The sequence below is a fragment of the Paenibacillus sp. GYB006 genome (assembly GCF_036577645.1).
In the GTDB taxonomy this organism is placed as follows: Bacteria; Bacillota; Bacilli; order Paenibacillales; family Paenibacillaceae; genus Paenibacillus.
Map to the genome: position 1 here is coordinate 219,888 of NZ_JARBDA010000001.1, position 15,136 is coordinate 235,023.

A 15,136-nucleotide genomic window follows, 5' to 3' on the forward strand; every position below is an offset into this window, starting at 1 on the left:
CTCTATATACTAGTAATCTGAAAAGGAATGAATGCCGATGGATATCTTGCGCGCCGAGAAGCTGGGGCTTTCGTACGGAGATGCTTACATTTTTGAAAATATGGATTTATCCATTCCAAAAGGAAAAATAACTGTGTTCATCGGGAGTAACGGTTGCGGGAAATCGACGTTGCTGCGTTCCCTTGCAAGACTACTGAAGCCACAGCAAGGGTCCGTCATTCTTGATGGCGAACAAATCGCAGGGATGAAGACAAAAGATATTGCCCGCAAGCTCGCTATATTGCCCCAAGGACCTGTTGCCCCAGAAGGTCTTTCGGTGCTTCAACTAGTGAAGCAAGGGAGATATCCTTACCAGAACTGGCTAAAGCAGTGGTCACCGGAAGATGAACAGGCAGTAGATAAAGCTCTGATCTCTACGAGAATGAAGGAACTCAAGGATCGCACTGTAGATTCCTTGTCTGGCGGCCAAAGACAGCGGGCATGGATTGCGATGACGCTGGCGCAAGAAACACCGGTCTTTCTGCTAGATGAGCCAACGACCTACCTGGATCTGACCCACCAGATTGAAGTGCTGGATCTGCTGTATGATTTGAATCGATCAGAGCAGCGTACAATTGTAATGGTGCTTCATGATATCAACCTTGCTTGCCGTTATGCAGATCATATCGTAGCGATCAAGAACGGAGGCATAGAAGCGGGAGGGCATCCAGCAGCCGTGATCGATTCAGAACTTATGGAAAAGGTTTTTGATCTGAAGTGTCATATTATTCCTGATCCTTTATTTGGTACTCCGATGTGCATCCCGCATGGTAAAGGCGGACTTCATAAGCTTCTTAAGGAGACAGCGAGCATAAAATAACCAAATGATCTCACTATAGAGGAAAGGAACCACGCGGATCGTGGTTCCTTATTTTTAGTTAGTATGTTTAGTGAGAATTCCTTATTCATACAGGAATACTTCAGTTTTCTGACTCTTATCAAACTTTTAATGTCAGAGATATTATCATAGGAGAGTTGAATGTAAAAGTAGTTTATAAACTCTAAAATGGCAAAAATATATATGAAGAAGGCGATTGTTAATCCGTCTAGAGGTAAAGATGGATACCATTTAATGAAATCAAAGAAAAATACAACAATTGCGGTCATCATCATAACTATATTGAGCATTTTTAAATAATGTAACAGTCGAACAACTTTAGTCGGAGTTATAGCATTATTCTCATTTCTTAGTCTTTTACATTTTACATACCAATAAAATGTTCCTTGTAATAAAAGAATTTCTAAGAGTATAAAAGATATCCAAAATGAATATAGGGAATACAATTGTAGGTTGGGGAATGCGTAATTTACCAGATAACTAACAGGTACAAAAGTGATTATAGAAAACAATTCCCCTTTATATAAATAAGCCAACCTTTTTTCTAATGTTTTTCTCAAATGTACAACACCTCTTGCTATACATTATATGGATTAAATTGGTATCAGAAAAGAGGACACTCAAGCCTTCTTGAAACGATCGGGAAATCAAAAAGTTATCAAATCCTATGCTTCAGATTTAATCCCCACCATACTCAATTACTTCAATCTTATTTAGCATAGCTTCAGGCATTTTTGATATAGCTTCTTCAAGTGTTGAGAATTTTTTATCGTTCGATAGGAGATAGATTGAATCTCCATCATGGCCAATGTGAAAAACGCTGGCATCTTGTATATCACCAAGAATAATAATATCAAACTCGCCCTTATCCCCAACTTGTCCAACCCGGCAAGGATTTATTTTTGTGCTCAAAATACTTAAATCATCCACAGACATAGAAAATAACTCAATCAATTCTGCAATTGAACATAATTCTTCCTTATTATTTGCCTTTACAACGTAGTACAATTGTTTGCGTCTAGAATTTTCGATTTCTGTAACTTCATAAGGCAGTGTGCACATTTCTAAAAACATATGATGAAATCCCTTATCTGAGATTAAACAATAATAGACAGGAAACTCTTCTAAGTTGTTGATCCATTCTGCTAATGGTTTGATTCTAAATCTTCCTGCTCCAGGACTGGAAAGAGTGATTACATATTGAATCTCCTCATCTATTCCAAATTCGAAATCATTCACTATATGATTTATTTTGATATGCTCATTGGCGGCATAACCGATATCCATTTAAATCTCTCCTAATATCTAAATTACCTTTATGAAAATAGTATAGAAAAGATTAACAATAAGCTACTAAATAGAGAAAGCTGATAAAACCAACTCCATAAATAGGCAGCTGATCGAATCCGCTGTTTTTTTGCATCACGAATAAAATTAGAGGATTTGAGTTAATTTACAGTAAGCGAAGAAATACATAGAAGAGAGGGTTACATCTAGTGGAAGAAAATAATATTGTCGTTGCCGTGTTCAATGATGACAGCAAGGCTTACCAAGTTCTATCTGAATCCAAATCAAAAAGTCATGAGCAATATAAAATATTGGATGCAGCCGTCATTCAGAAGGAAAATGGGAAAATTGTTTTCAAAGATGGGTTTAGCTCACCAAGTGAAGCAGACACTTCGGCGTTAAAAAGCAGCCTGATTGGTTCCATGATTGGAATTTTGGGCGGCCCGATCGGTATTCTGCTTGGCGGAAGTATTGGTTCGATGATTGGGGCGAGCAAAGTCGTAAACCGTCACAAGGAAGGATTTAGCCTGATTGAGCGAACAGTGGCTGAATTATATAACGGGGAAACTGCTTTTGTTGCCAATATAAAAGAAAACAATGAGGTCGCTTTTAATTACTTTCTTCAGCAGTATGATCCTACATTTGTGTACCGAAAAGAAGTATCGATGATGGAACATGAAATGAATAAAGCAAGGGAGATGGAGCAGCAATTAGCTCAGGAGGAGGAAGAACGTAAAAGAAAAGAGCGAGTTGAAGACATACAAGAAAAGGCAGAGGAAATGAAAGAACGGATTAAGTCGGAGTTTCATCGGATTAAAGAAAAATTAACGGAAAAATAAAAGGAAGGGCTTAAGAATGGAGGATGAAACTTTAATCCTTATCTTATGCCCTTTTTTGGTATGAACGAATGTATGTAAGTATGTATGGTGGTATGAATTAGGAGTCTTCTTCATCCCACTTTTTTGAATAACCTTTCTTGATCGTATAGAAGAAGGAGTACATCAAAAGCGCAGACACGACGATAACAAGTCCAATAAGCAGTCCTGATTCCAAGTAGATAGCCCCCTGACTTTGCGTATTAACTGGTAAACAACGTATTCCTTTACTATACTTGAAAGGTATATTTTTACAAGTGGAGGGGCGCTCTATATCTGTTCATACCACAAATAACCCCGGAACCAAAATCGGTTCCAGGGTTAATTTAGGTTAGGAGATCTTACGCGTTCAGAACAAATTTCTCAATGACATGCTTGATTCCGTCTTCATTGTTACTGAATGTAACATAGTCTGCAATTTCCTTCAGTGCAGGAATGGCATTACCCATAGCTACACCTAGACCGGCAGCTTCGAGCATTTCATGGTCATTCCAGGAATCACCCACGGCAATGGTATCTTTAAGATCCACTCCGAAATGGTTCGAAAGGAAAGTCAGCGCATGGCCTTTGGTACCTTCATGATGCATGATTTCAAGGAAATGCGGTTTGGATTTGGTAATATGGACCTCACTGCCGAGCAGCTCACGAAGCTGTGGTGCGATTTCGTCCAACAGTTCCGGTGTATCGATAATGAGCAGTTTCGGTGCAGGCTGCTCAATCATTTTCATGAAATCAGGTTCAATATAATAAGGAGTCTTGTTCAGCTTGCAGTAGTCGATCAGTTTCTCATTCTCTTCACGGGAGTACAGCTTGTCGTCAATATAAGTCTGGAGGTGCAGATTCCGTTCAAGGCAGAACTCGTAAAGCTTGCGAGCTGCATCTTGGGGAACATAACGTTCATAAAGAACTTCTTCATCCATCAGGTTCTTGATGAGTGCACCTTGATACGTAATGATGGGAACGTTGAGTCCAGTTTGTCTAGCAATCGCTTGAGCAGAAGCATAAGCACGTCCGGTTGCAAGGGTTACGACTACATCTTTGGCTACAGCTGCTTCGAGTGCACTTTGTGTTGCAGGGGTTACTTCTTTGTCGTCGTTAATCAAAGTGTCATCAATATCAATCGCGATTAGTTTGTAAGTCATGGTTTCTCTCCTCTATATCTTGTTCTATGATTAGTGCGTTATAACTTTAAAGGGTAATGCTACTCTTCAAGAAAGACAAGACCGATAAAGTCTTCGATCTCAAGATTGCCAAAATAATGTTTCACATCAACGTCTTTGAGTGCTTCTCTAACTTCCGCATCCTCATAACGTTTGCCGCGAAGCAAGTTCTCAATATCAGCGACATCTCCTACACCAAAGAAATCACCATAGATTTTAATATCTTCGATTCGGCCTTCTTTGATATTCATACGAAGATCGATAATACCGACCGGGAATTTCTTCGAGTGTTTTACGTTACTTTCCGGTGACTGTCCATAGTTCCAATCCCAGTTCTGATAACGTTCTTTGGAAATTTCATGGATCTTCTTCCAATCTTCTTCTGTCAGATGATACTGAGGAACTTCACTGGCTTCCATGCCAAAGATATGACGAAGAAGTTCTTCGCGGAATTCCACAATAGTCATGTCTTTATCCATTAAAGAGCGAATATTCGTTACACGGCTGCGTACGGATTTGGTGCTCTTCGATTTGAACTTCTCGGGATTCACTTTTAATGAAGCTTGTACATCCTCGAGGTTCAGATCGAACATGAGCGTACCATGGCTGAACATCCGGCCGCGAGTTGCAAACTGGGCATTACCTGAAATTTTTTGTTCACCGACTTGAAGATCATTACGTCCCGTAAGTTCTGCGTTTACTCCCAGTTGGTGGAGTGCTTCAACAACAGGCTGGGTGAACTTACGGAAGTTGTGGAATGAATTACCGTCATCTTTTGTAATAAAGCTGAAGTTAAGATTGCCTAAATCATGGTATACGGCACCGCCGCCAGAAAGTCTGCGCACAACAGTGATTCCATTCTGCTGTACATACTCCTGGTTAATTTCTTCAATAGTGTTCTGATGTTTCCCAATGATAATAGAGGGAGCGTTGATATAAAACAGCAAGTAACTCTCGTCCAAAGACAAGTGTTTAAGGGCATATTCCTCGATAGCGAGGTTAATCCGGGGATCTGTAATGCCTTGATTGTCAATAAACAACATGGTGATTTCCTCCGATACCTTATAAAATATGTAAGCAAGAATCATAAGCGGGGCATGCCCCGAACAATTCTGATGAAAACAAAGAGACTCACCTCTTATTGTAAACCAATAACGCAAACGATACAAAAGGGAAATCCCATTGACGCTGTCTAAATTCTGCCATCATAATGGGTACGTGATGCTATGATGCAGCAAAGAAAGGAAGGACATGCCTTTGATTGAAATCTATGGACATGGCGGGGACGTAGAAACGGCAGCGCTTAAGTACGGAAAGAAGGCTGCTGATTTTCTTGATTATAGTGCAAATATTAATCCCCTTGGACCACCGGAGGAAGTAATAGAAGCATTGAAACAGGGCTGGAAAGCAATAGTTCGTTACCCCGATCCGGGACACCGGGCGCTGAAACGGAGATTATCTGCACAAGTAAAGCTTGAAGAAGAGTACATTCTTATTGGAAATGGCGCGGCGGAATGTATGGCTCTTTTACTTATGGCATTGTCACCGAAGACAGTTGGAACGATTGAGCCGGGTTTCTCTGAATATCGCTCACTTGCTCTGCAGTTTGGTGCCAAAGTCGATTCTGTGTATGGCCTGCAGGAGAATGGATACCGAGCAGATGTAAACGACATTGCAGCACTGATGGAGAGGGTGCAGGTTCTATTTATTGGTCAGCCAAATAATCCAAATGGGGTTCAGTATTCGCTGTCGGACCTTGTGACGCTGGCGAATAAGGCGCAACTAACCAAAACAAAGCTGGTTATCGATGAAGCCTTTATTGACTTTATTCCGGAGGAAGAGCGTAATTCAATCGCACCTTCCTTAGAAAAATATCCAGAAGTCATCATCATTCGTTCAATGACGAAATTTTATGCTATTCCTGGACTGCGGCTTGGTTATGCGCTCGCAAGTCCTGACCTTATTCGTTCTATGACGCAGAAGCAAGTAACCTGGAGCGTGAATGGTCTTGCCCTGCTTGCAGGGGAAGCTTGTCTTCAGGCAGGCTCTTCCTACGAACAGAATACGATATCGCTGATTACAGCAGAGAGAAAAAGGCTTGCAGAGGGTCTTAGAAAATATGGGTTTACTGTGTATCCAGGAGAAGCGAATTATCTGCTGGCTGAGGCAAGAGCCCCATGGACTGCGGGTTCCCTGCAGGAAGCAATGGGACGACAAGGGATTCTGATTCGCAGCTGTGCGATGTACTCAGGGCTAACTGAGCACGCTTTTCGTATTGCGGTTAAGGGTACGGAGCAAAATACACAGTTTTTAGAAACATTTGGGCAAGTCATGGAGGGAGCAAAGTAATGGCGACGCCATTCTTACATACAGATTCTGAATCAAAAGATTTACCGATCGTGTATTCATCCAGGCAATGGCCAGGGTTAACCATTTCCCGATATGAACGGCATCTGCTTCTAGAGTCTCCTCATATGCTGGATACGATCTCCAGCAGCATTCATGGAGGGGGGATGACTCGTCTCGACCGTGCTGTAAATATATACGTGGATCGTCATTATGATTCAAGTGACCCTGTGAGAGACATTCAAGAACTGCTTGAAAAATGGGGGCATCCAGCTCATCAGACGGCAGGTTTGTTAACCGCAGTGAAATTAGAACATGCTTCTATTCTGGAAGACGAGACCGATGGAGCGGTTTTATTATGCTGTACCACCGCAGGAGTATCGAATGGAGCAAGAGCAGGTTCTCCGCGGACGGTATTTAATGCTGGCTATACGCCGGGCACGATTAATATCATGCTGTTCATTGCCGGTAAATTAACACCATATGCGCTTGTGAACGCAGTGCAAACGGCAGTTGAAGCCAAAGTTGCCGCTCTCCAGGATTTAGGTGTAAGAGATGCAGAGAATGGACGATCTGCTACGGGAACCACAACCGACGCCATCGTTATTGGAGCCAGCGGACTTGCTGCGGATGGAACAGAGGCGAGTCTAACGCATGCTTATGCGGGTACGGCAACTAGACTCGGCGATCGTATTGGACGGATCGTCTATCAGTCCGTTACCGAGAGTTTATGTGCTTCAGGTTATACAGCAGAGAGGAGGCAATGATCATGATGGGAGCTTGGATTATTCTAGCTGCTTATACGCTTGACCTCATCATCGGTGACCCGCGGTGGATTCCTCATCCGGTTATTGCTATGGGGAAGGCAATTAGCGGCCTTGAGAAAATGATTCGCAAAAAAGTGACAACGCAGCGAGGACTGCGTTATGCAGGGTTTCTTTTTCCCATATTGATTGTTACTGGTGCGTTTGTTCTGACTTGGGCGCTGTTAAAGTTCCTATTCTTTATCCATCCTGCGCTTGCTATAGCGGGTGAAATTCTGCTGATTGCGACAACGATCGCGACGAAGGGACTACGAGATGCAGGTATAGAAGTATATAAACATCTTAGGGCCGGCAAATTGCCGGAAGCAAGAGTTGCACTCGGTATGATTGTAGGCCGAGACACAAAACAGTTAGAATCCTCTGAAGTAGTAAGGGGAACCGTTGAAACGGTAGCCGAAAATATTGTAGATGCGATTATATCACCGCTGTTTTTCGCTTTCCTAGGCGGAGCACCTCTTGCGATGGCTTATCGCGCGGTAAACACACTTGACTCCATGGTCGGCTATAAAAACGAAAAATATAAATCGCTGGGTATGGCCTCTGCCAGACTGGATGATATTGCAAACTTCATCCCAGCGCGGATCACAGCTCTTCTGCTATTTGCTTCCGCTGGGGTATTAGGTCTTCATGTGAAAAATAGTGTGCGCACAGTGAAGCGGGATGCCCGCAAGCACCCAAGTCCAAACGGCGGGTATCCGGAATCCGCAGTTGCCGGTGCACTTGGGATCCGGCTTGGAGGATATAACGTCTACCATGGTGTTCGTTCGTTCCGTGCTTATATGGGGGTTCCATACCATGAGATGGAAGCGAGCCATATTCGGACAACGATTGCGATGATGTATATATCATCAAGTCTATTCGTAGTCATCCTGGTGGTTTTATTATGGCTGATGTCGATTACAGGAGTCGGTTGGCTGTGGTGAATACGTCTCATGAAAATATGTCTTCTGTCGATGTTTATTTAGTCCGGCATGGACGAACACTTTGGAATCAGCAAAAAAGATATTTGGGACACACCGATATTCCGCTGCTTCCTGAAGCGAAGGAGGATCTTGCGGGACTCCGCGCATCCCTTGGACAAATTCAGTTTGATCAAATCTATGGAAGTGATCTTGTCCGATGCATAGAGACACTGGATATGATTGTCCCCGAACGGGCTCATACAGCCGTGCTGGACGCAAGGCTCAGGGAGTATCACTTTGGAGAATATGAAGGACAGACGTATGAGATGCTGCAGTATGATCCGAATTATCGTCAGTGGATTGATGATCCTCTCGGTGTGACTCCGCCGGGAGCAGAGACGTTTTCCCACTTTTCCGAAAGAATAGTGGAGTTTGTGGAAGAACGAATCAGACCTTATTTATATGAGACTAGACGGAGTACCCATCAGGATAGGGGAGATCATAACGAAGTACCTAAGATGCTTGTGGTAACTCATGGCGGAGTGATCAGGCAATGGGCTGCCACATGGCTTGCTGAAACAGAATTTAATACGTTTATGCCTCGCCCAGGGGAATGTCTCGTGCTTCGATTTACTTTGTCAGGCGGAGAACTTTCGGCACAGAAACTGGATTTTTGAATCAATTTCATAACTCATTAAAACGATATATAGACAAATAGAAGCGTTTTGATCTATCTATCGTCCTGATTGAAGCTACTAAAGGTATTATGAAATTGATTCTCTTACACTTAAAATAGATTTTTTTGGAATATAAAGGGAAAGATTGGTTGTCGAAAATTCCGCTTTCCCCTATAATGGCAAAAGATGTGAAGACCTGATACGAATTGAAATGAACATCTAAGTACATAAAGACTTCATGTGAATACATATGAAAAGTCGATCATACTGAGCAAGGTCCAGAAGAATAAAGGCACTACATTCTTTTGGTTAAAAGGGAAGCCGGTGCAAATCCGGCACGGTCCCGCCACTGTATACCAGGGACAGCTGCTATTAATCCACTGTTTTCGTCTATAGCGAAAATGGGAAGGGAGCAAGCTGTTACTTTAAACTTGGATAGTCAGGAGACCTGCCTTGCCTTTGGTAAACGTGTAATCCTTCGAGGAAAGGATACGTTTTGCATATTTGTTGTGCCTTTCTATTAGAGGGAGCAGCTGCGAGACGTAACCTTGTTCTTATGATAGGAGCAGGGTTGTTTGGTGTTCATACCTGATAAGATCGTTGGCTTCACTTATAAAGAGAGGGAGAGAAGAATGAAAAAAATGAATGGACGTTTTTTATCAATTTTAATGTCACTCATGCTTGCAATTATGCTGGCGGCATGTGGTAACGGGACAGCAACAGAAGGACAAGGAGCAGGTCAGACAACAGATCAAGGTACCGCAGCAACAGATAACCAAGAAGAGGCTAGTCTCGAGACGGTATATCCTCTGACAATCACGGATGCCACGGGAGAGTCGTTTACTTTTGAAAAGGCACCTGAAAAGATCGTGTCTGTATCTCCAGCAGAGACAGAATCGCTTTATGCGATCGGACTGGACGAGCAAATCGTTGGGGTATCCGACTATGACGATTATCCAGAGCAGGTAAAGGACAAGCCGAAGATGGGCAGCCTGTATACACCTAATGCAGAAGCAATCATCGCTGCTGAGCCGGATATTGTCTTCACAGGTATTTCGATGGATGAGGCAGCAGTGCAGAAACTGCGTGATCTCGGTATCGTTATTTTCAAAACAGATCCCAAAACAATCGAAGATGTTATGAAAAATATTGAAGTATACGGACAAATTACAAATCATCAAGAACAAGCGCAAGAGGTCATCGCAAAAATGAAAGCAGATGTGAAAGAAGTACAAGATAAAGTAGCATCCCTTTCGGATGATCAGAAAAAACAAGTATATGTCGAATTTTCTCCAGGCTGGACTGTAGGTAAAGGTGAATTTATGGATGAAGTCATTACCCTTGCAGGCGGAGTGAATGTGGCTGGAGATGCAGAAGGCTGGTATGAAATCAGTGAGGAAAATATCATTGCTGTAAACCCAGATGTCATTCTGTACGCAAGCGATGTGGTAGACAATGACAAAACACTCGATGAGATCATTAAAGCTAGGGATGGCTGGAATGAGATTACGGCAATTAAGAATGAACAAGTGATCTCGATTAATGCTAATCTGCTTAGCCGCCCAGGTCCACGTGTAACGGAAGGATTGAAAGAAGTAGCGAAAGCAGTCTACCCGGATCTGTTCCAATGAAAAAGAAACTAGCAGGATATGGATTGATAGGAATCATCCTGCTTGTACTGACCCTGCTGCTATGTCTTGCGATCGGGTCAGTACATCTTCCGATTCGTCATATCGCAGGGATTCTTATGAATCATATTCCGGGGATGGATGGGTTCATTGAACCCGTATGGAATACATCGTCTGAACAGATCATTATGAAGGTACGTTTACCGCGAGTGCTGCTTGGTATCCTGGTTGGTGCAGCGCTGGCTGTTGCTGGCGCAGGATTTCAGGGTGTACTTCGTAACCCACTGGCAGATCCTTATACGCTTGGGGTATCGGCGGGTGCTTCTGTTGGAGCAGCACTCATCATTTATTTGGGTCTAGAGTATGCTTGGCTTGGCGAATGGATGCTGCCGCTCGTTGCTTTTACAACAGGTGTCATTACACTATGGGGTGTTTTGATGCTGGCTAGAGAAGGCGGAAAAATACCGACAAACAATTTGATTTTGTCCGGTGTTGTGATGAATGCTTTTTTAGGAGCCGTTGTTTCTTTTCTGACCGCCATGTCAAAGGATACGGTGAATCAAATTTTGTTCTGGACGATGGGAAGCCTTAGTTTGCGGGGATGGTCTTACACGGCCATCCTTTTCCCTTATGTAGGGCTTGGGTTAATCTATCTATGGAGCAGAGGCAGATCACTTAATTTGTTGGCCCTAGGAGAAAGACAAGCAGCACACCTTGGGGTCAGAGTGGACTTACTCAAAGTATCTGTACTCTTGGTATCTACGCTGTTAACGGCTGCGGCCGTATCTGTTGCGGGTGTGATTGGTTTTGTGGGGCTTGTTGTCCCTCATATCATCAGGCTCCTTGTCGGACCGGATTACCGTCTCATTATTCCTCTATCTGCTGTAGGCGGAGGTATCTTTCTGGCCTGGGCGGATATGGGTGCGCGGACATTACTCGCTCCTACGGAGATTCCGCTTGGTGTACTGACTGCTTTTGTAGGAGCTCCGTTCTTTGCTTACTTATTACATCGGAATAAAAAACGGCGAGGAGGCATCAGCGGATGACAGAAAATTTCGATCATCAGTCTGAAATCTCGTCTACAGTTCCTGTGGTGGAAGCTAGGGCACTCCGAAAAGAGTACAGTCAGTTCATTGCACTGGATCACATTCATTTCACCGCTGAGGAAGGTGACTGGTGGGGGATTGTAGGGCCGAACGGGAGCGGAAAGTCTACTTTGCTTCATTTACTATCCGGTATCCTGTCACCAAACCAAGGCACGATCCATATAAAAGGTAAACCAGTTCAAGATTACAGCCGTAAAGAGCTCTCGCGAATTATTGCTGTTCTTCAGCAAGACGGATTACCTGAGATTGGTTACTCCGTCAGGGACGTTGTGGCCATGGGGAGATATCCCTATCAAGACTGGCTGGGAAGAGATCAGGGATCTGGAGAAGAAAAGATAGAGCAAGTCCTGAAGAAGCTGGATCTTACTTCTCTTGCAGACCGCAGACTTTATGAACTTAGCGGAGGACAAAGACAGCGGGTAGCCCTTGCCAAAGTGATGGTGCAAGAACCTGAAATCCTGCTGCTGGACGAACCGACCACTTTTCTTGATGTTCGTTATCAGCTGCAGTTCATGGATCTGCTGGCAGAATGGCAGCAAAGTACAGGGATTACGATTATTGCCGTATTGCATGATTTGAATTTAGCTTCTCTTTATTGTAATTACTTATGTGCACTAAAAGAGGGGAAGCTTTTCCTTCAGGGCTCTCCGGCTGAAGTGCTTACGGAGGAGAACATCAGAGGACTGTTTGATATCCAACCTGTGATGGTTCAACATCCAGATCATCACATTCCTCAGTTTTTACTGCGTAAACAGCAAGAGTGAGATGATTTTAAATATCAGAACAACATAGAAGAGGACCTGATATCCATAAATCAGGTCCTCTTTTTTTCAGCCAAAGAGAACAACTTGTCTTATTTTTTAATTCAATATGAAAATTGCATGATTTCTTTTGAAGTATTTACTCACTTTTCGTTATAATCGATATATACAAGCTGTACAACAGCAGCGGATAAGGATGGAGATATCATGGAGAGAGAACAGCAACTGAAAGCATGGGTTCAGCAGATTACCGCATTAGATGAGGCAGCACAGAAGGCGGCAGCGAATCATTTGGATGACTTAACGAAACCCCCGGGGAGTCTAGGTAAGTTAGAAGAGCTCACGATCCGTTTAGCAGGGATTACAGGAAAGAAACAGCCTAGTTTTTCTAAAAAGGCAGTTATTGTTATGGCATCAGACCATGGGGTCGTGGAAGAGGGAGTCAGCAGTTTCCCAGCTGAGGTAACGCAGCAAATGGTTCACAATTTTCTTGCTGGTGGGGCAGCCGTAAATGTGCTCGCTCGTCATGCAGGTGCTGAAGTGATATGTGTGGATATTGGTGTGAATGGTGAGCCTGCTCACCCCGAACTTGTATCTCGTTCTGTTCGCAAAGGAACGGCAAATATGGCGAAGGGTCCTGCCATGAGCAGAGAAGAGGCACTTCAAGCGATTCTTACAGGGATCCACGTTGTTCAAGAATCCGTAAGAAAAGGAACGCAGTTATTCGTTACCGGAGAGATGGGAATTGGCAATACAACACCAAGTGCAGCAGTTACCAGTGTGCTTACGGGAGTCAGCGTGCAGGAGGCGACAGGCAAAGGGACGGGTCTTGATCAAGCAGGTGTTCAGCATAAAGCAAATGTGATTGCCCGGGCAATACAGCTTAACCAGCCGGATCCGAATGATCCAATCGACGTGCTTGCTAAAGTGGGTGGACTAGATATTGCGGGCCTCGCAGGTGTGATTATTGGCTCCGCTGCTTTGAAGTGTCCGGTTGTCATTGATGGGTATATTTCTACCGCTGCCGCGTTGGTAGCGAGCCGTATTGCACCGGCATGCCGAAATTATATGATTGCTTCTCATACTTCGGAAGAAAGAGGACATGCAGCACTCCTGCAAACTTTAGACCTCTCTCCGATGCTTCAGGTTGGAATGAGACTCGGTGAGGGAACGGGCGGCGTTCTATGCCTTCATCTGATTGAAGCGGCAGGAAGAATTATGGCTGAGATGGCTACATTTAGCAGTGCGGGTATTTCTGGAGGTAATGAGAAGGCAGAGGCCGAATTATGATCATTCTCGTAACGGGCGGTGCACGCAGCGGCAAAAGTACATTTGCCGAGAAACTGTGCATGAGCCGGTCTTCAGAAGCGATCTACATGGCGACTGCACAAGCTTATGATCAAGAGATGACCGACCGAATTGCTGCACATCGCAGTCAGCGGGAAGATGGGGCATATCTATGGCATACGATTGAAGAACCGCTAGAGGTAGCTGAAACGCTGAACGGGTTAATGGAAGCAACGCTGCCTGTACCCACGATATTACTCGACTGTCTTACCTTATGGCTCTCTAACGTGCTCATTGCCAAGGAACAGGAAGGACCTGACGCAATAATGGAGGAGATCGACCGTCTTGTCCGCAGTGTTGCTGCTTATCCAGGTCTTATGATTCTAGTAACCAATGAAGTCGGAGACGGGATTGTTCCTGAATATCGATTGGGCCGGATCTACCGGGATTATGCCGGAATTCTGAATCAGCGTATGGCAGCAATCAGCAAGGAAGTATTCCTTGTAACGGCTGGTATTGCCATTGAACTGAAGAGCAAGGAGTATAAAGTATGAGAGAAAATACAAAAGCGGCTGCGGCCGCTTTTCAGTTTTTATCGCGATTTCCAGTGAAAACTCAGCTTGAATTCACTCCAGAATTAATGACAAGAAGCACTCTGTTCTATCCGGTTGTTGGCTTATGTATTGGGGCTTGTGTCTTTATGGCAGCTTGGCTCAGTGGATTCTTATTGCCTCCGGCTCCGTCGGCAGTGCTTGTTCTCACGATCTGGGTTTGGCTCACAGGCGGGCTTCACTTAGACGGCTGGATGGACTCTGCTGATGCCCTTCTCAGTTACCGAAGCAGAGAACGAATGCTTGAGATTATGAAGGACAGCAGGGTGGGAGCTATGGGTGTAATTGCCTGTGTTCTGCTGCTGATGCTGAAAGCAACGCTTCTATACAGCTTAATGGGACAACCTTTTCTTATGGGGGCAGCGGTTTTGCCTTTCCTATGGAGTCGTTCCTTTATGGTGTATGCCATGGTGAAATATAAACGGGCTAGAGCAGGAGAAGGTCTGGCAGGAATGTTTGCAGGGGTTCAGAATGAACTGCTTTATAAAGTGGGAGCGGTAACTTTATTTCTCTCTACGATCTCCTGCGGTGTATTTTTACTTGCTGCGTACGCTGTAGATGGGCCGCAGTTTACATGGAGTCTGAATATGGGTGTTGTGCTGTCTGCCTTTTTTGTCATTCCTCTATGTATATGGGCTTGTGGGAAATGGGCTGCGGATCGAATAAGCAATCGCCTTGGGGGGCTAACAGGAGATATTTATGGAGCGCTTAATGAGGGACTTGAAGCAGTAGGGCTGCTTATCCTGGTTATTCTATCCACAGTTATGCACTAAGATGAGAAATGGCGCCCTAAGC

Annotated in this window: 15 protein-coding genes, 1 pseudogene and 1 riboswitch; of the genes and pseudogenes, 12 read left to right on the plus strand and 4 right to left on the minus strand. The window is 44.1% G+C overall.

Going from position 1 to position 15,136, the window contains the following annotated elements; translation table 11 throughout:
• Positions 1–37: 37 nt before the first annotated feature.
• A complete protein-coding gene (locus PV403_RS01035) occupies positions 38–859 on the plus strand; it encodes an ABC transporter ATP-binding protein (RefSeq protein WP_332083321.1) in 822 nt (273 codons plus the stop codon).
• 74 nt (positions 860–933) lie between these two features.
• On the opposite strand, the pseudogene PV403_RS01040 reads toward PV403_RS01035, so the two are convergent.
• Together PV403_RS01040 and PV403_RS01045 are read right to left on the minus strand one after the other, a co-directional pair.
• Positions 934–1,437, minus strand: a pseudogene (locus PV403_RS01040) (general stress protein); the annotation flags it as partial.
• A 118-nt stretch (positions 1,438–1,555) separates the two neighbouring features.
• A complete protein-coding gene (locus PV403_RS01045; protein ID WP_213533446.1) occupies positions 1,556–2,164 on the minus strand; it encodes a hypothetical protein in 609 nt (202 codons plus the stop codon).
• A gap of 209 nt (positions 2,165–2,373) precedes the next feature.
• Here PV403_RS01045 and PV403_RS01050 point away from each other — a divergent pair, with 209 nt between their 5' ends.
• Positions 2,374–3,003 (plus strand): hypothetical protein, encoded by a 630-nt coding sequence (locus PV403_RS01050; RefSeq protein ID WP_213533445.1) that lies wholly within the window; start codon positions 2,374–2,376, stop codon positions 3,001–3,003.
• Between the two features lie 377 nt (positions 3,004–3,380).
• Here the strand turns inward: PV403_RS01050 and PV403_RS01055 are convergent, their stop codons facing one another.
• Complete coding sequence (locus PV403_RS01055; protein ID WP_213533443.1) at positions 3,381–4,181, minus strand: Cof-type HAD-IIB family hydrolase; 801 nt, start codon at positions 4,179–4,181, stop codon at positions 3,381–3,383.
• 59 nt (positions 4,182–4,240) lie between these two features.
• Positions 4,241–5,242, minus strand: a complete 1,002-nt coding sequence (locus PV403_RS01060; RefSeq protein ID WP_213533441.1) for a lipoate--protein ligase — start codon at positions 5,240–5,242, stop codon at positions 4,241–4,243.
• A gap of 214 nt (positions 5,243–5,456) precedes the next feature.
• On the opposite strand from PV403_RS01060, the gene cobD reads away from it, so the two are divergent.
• From cobD to cobS, 10 genes are all read left to right on the plus strand, one after another.
• Positions 5,457–6,548 carry a threonine-phosphate decarboxylase CobD gene (gene cobD / locus PV403_RS01065; protein WP_213533556.1) on the plus strand — a complete coding sequence of 364 codons (1,092 nt, stop codon included), beginning with the start codon at positions 5,457–5,459 and terminating at the stop codon, positions 6,546–6,548.
• Complete coding sequence (locus PV403_RS01070; RefSeq protein WP_213533439.1) at positions 6,548–7,312, plus strand: adenosylcobinamide amidohydrolase; 765 nt, start codon at positions 6,548–6,550, stop codon at positions 7,310–7,312. Before cobD ends, PV403_RS01070 begins: the two co-directional genes overlap by 1 nt.
• A gap of 2 nt (positions 7,313–7,314) precedes the next feature.
• Positions 7,315–8,292 carry an adenosylcobinamide-phosphate synthase CbiB gene (cbiB, locus tag PV403_RS01075; RefSeq protein WP_213533437.1) on the plus strand — a complete coding sequence of 326 codons (978 nt, stop codon included), beginning with the start codon at positions 7,315–7,317 and terminating at the stop codon, positions 8,290–8,292.
• Positions 8,286–8,948: a histidine phosphatase family protein gene (locus PV403_RS01080; protein WP_213533435.1), complete on the plus strand. Its 663-nt coding sequence runs from the start codon at positions 8,286–8,288 to the stop codon at positions 8,946–8,948. The genes cbiB and PV403_RS01080 overlap by 7 nt, the downstream gene beginning before the upstream one ends.
• Positions 8,949–9,205: 257 nt before the next feature.
• A riboswitch (cobalamin riboswitch) is annotated at positions 9,206–9,418 on the plus strand.
• Between the two features lie 162 nt (positions 9,419–9,580).
• Entirely contained in the window at positions 9,581–10,579 is a 999-nt protein-coding gene (locus PV403_RS01085; RefSeq protein ID WP_374705816.1) for an ABC transporter substrate-binding protein, read from the plus strand.
• Positions 10,576–11,622, plus strand: coding sequence for a FecCD family ABC transporter permease (locus tag PV403_RS01090; protein ID WP_213533433.1), 1,047 nt, complete (start codon positions 10,576–10,578; stop codon positions 11,620–11,622). Before PV403_RS01085 ends, PV403_RS01090 begins: the two co-directional genes overlap by 4 nt.
• On the plus strand, positions 11,619–12,446 hold the full coding sequence (locus tag PV403_RS01095) for an ABC transporter ATP-binding protein (protein ID WP_213533431.1): 828 nt from the start codon (positions 11,619–11,621) through the stop codon (positions 12,444–12,446). The genes PV403_RS01090 and PV403_RS01095 overlap by 4 nt, the downstream gene beginning before the upstream one ends.
• Before the next feature lie 204 nt (positions 12,447–12,650).
• Positions 12,651–13,733: a nicotinate-nucleotide--dimethylbenzimidazole phosphoribosyltransferase gene (gene cobT / locus PV403_RS01100; RefSeq protein WP_213533429.1), complete on the plus strand. Its 1,083-nt coding sequence runs from the start codon at positions 12,651–12,653 to the stop codon at positions 13,731–13,733.
• On the plus strand, positions 13,730–14,284 hold the full coding sequence (gene cobU / locus PV403_RS01105) for a bifunctional adenosylcobinamide kinase/adenosylcobinamide-phosphate guanylyltransferase (protein ID WP_213533427.1): 555 nt from the start codon (positions 13,730–13,732) through the stop codon (positions 14,282–14,284). Before cobT ends, cobU begins: the two co-directional genes overlap by 4 nt.
• Entirely contained in the window at positions 14,281–15,114 is an 834-nt protein-coding gene (cobS, locus tag PV403_RS01110; RefSeq protein WP_332083322.1) for an adenosylcobinamide-GDP ribazoletransferase, read from the plus strand. The genes cobU and cobS overlap by 4 nt, the downstream gene beginning before the upstream one ends.
• Positions 15,115–15,136: the final 22 nt, after the last annotated feature.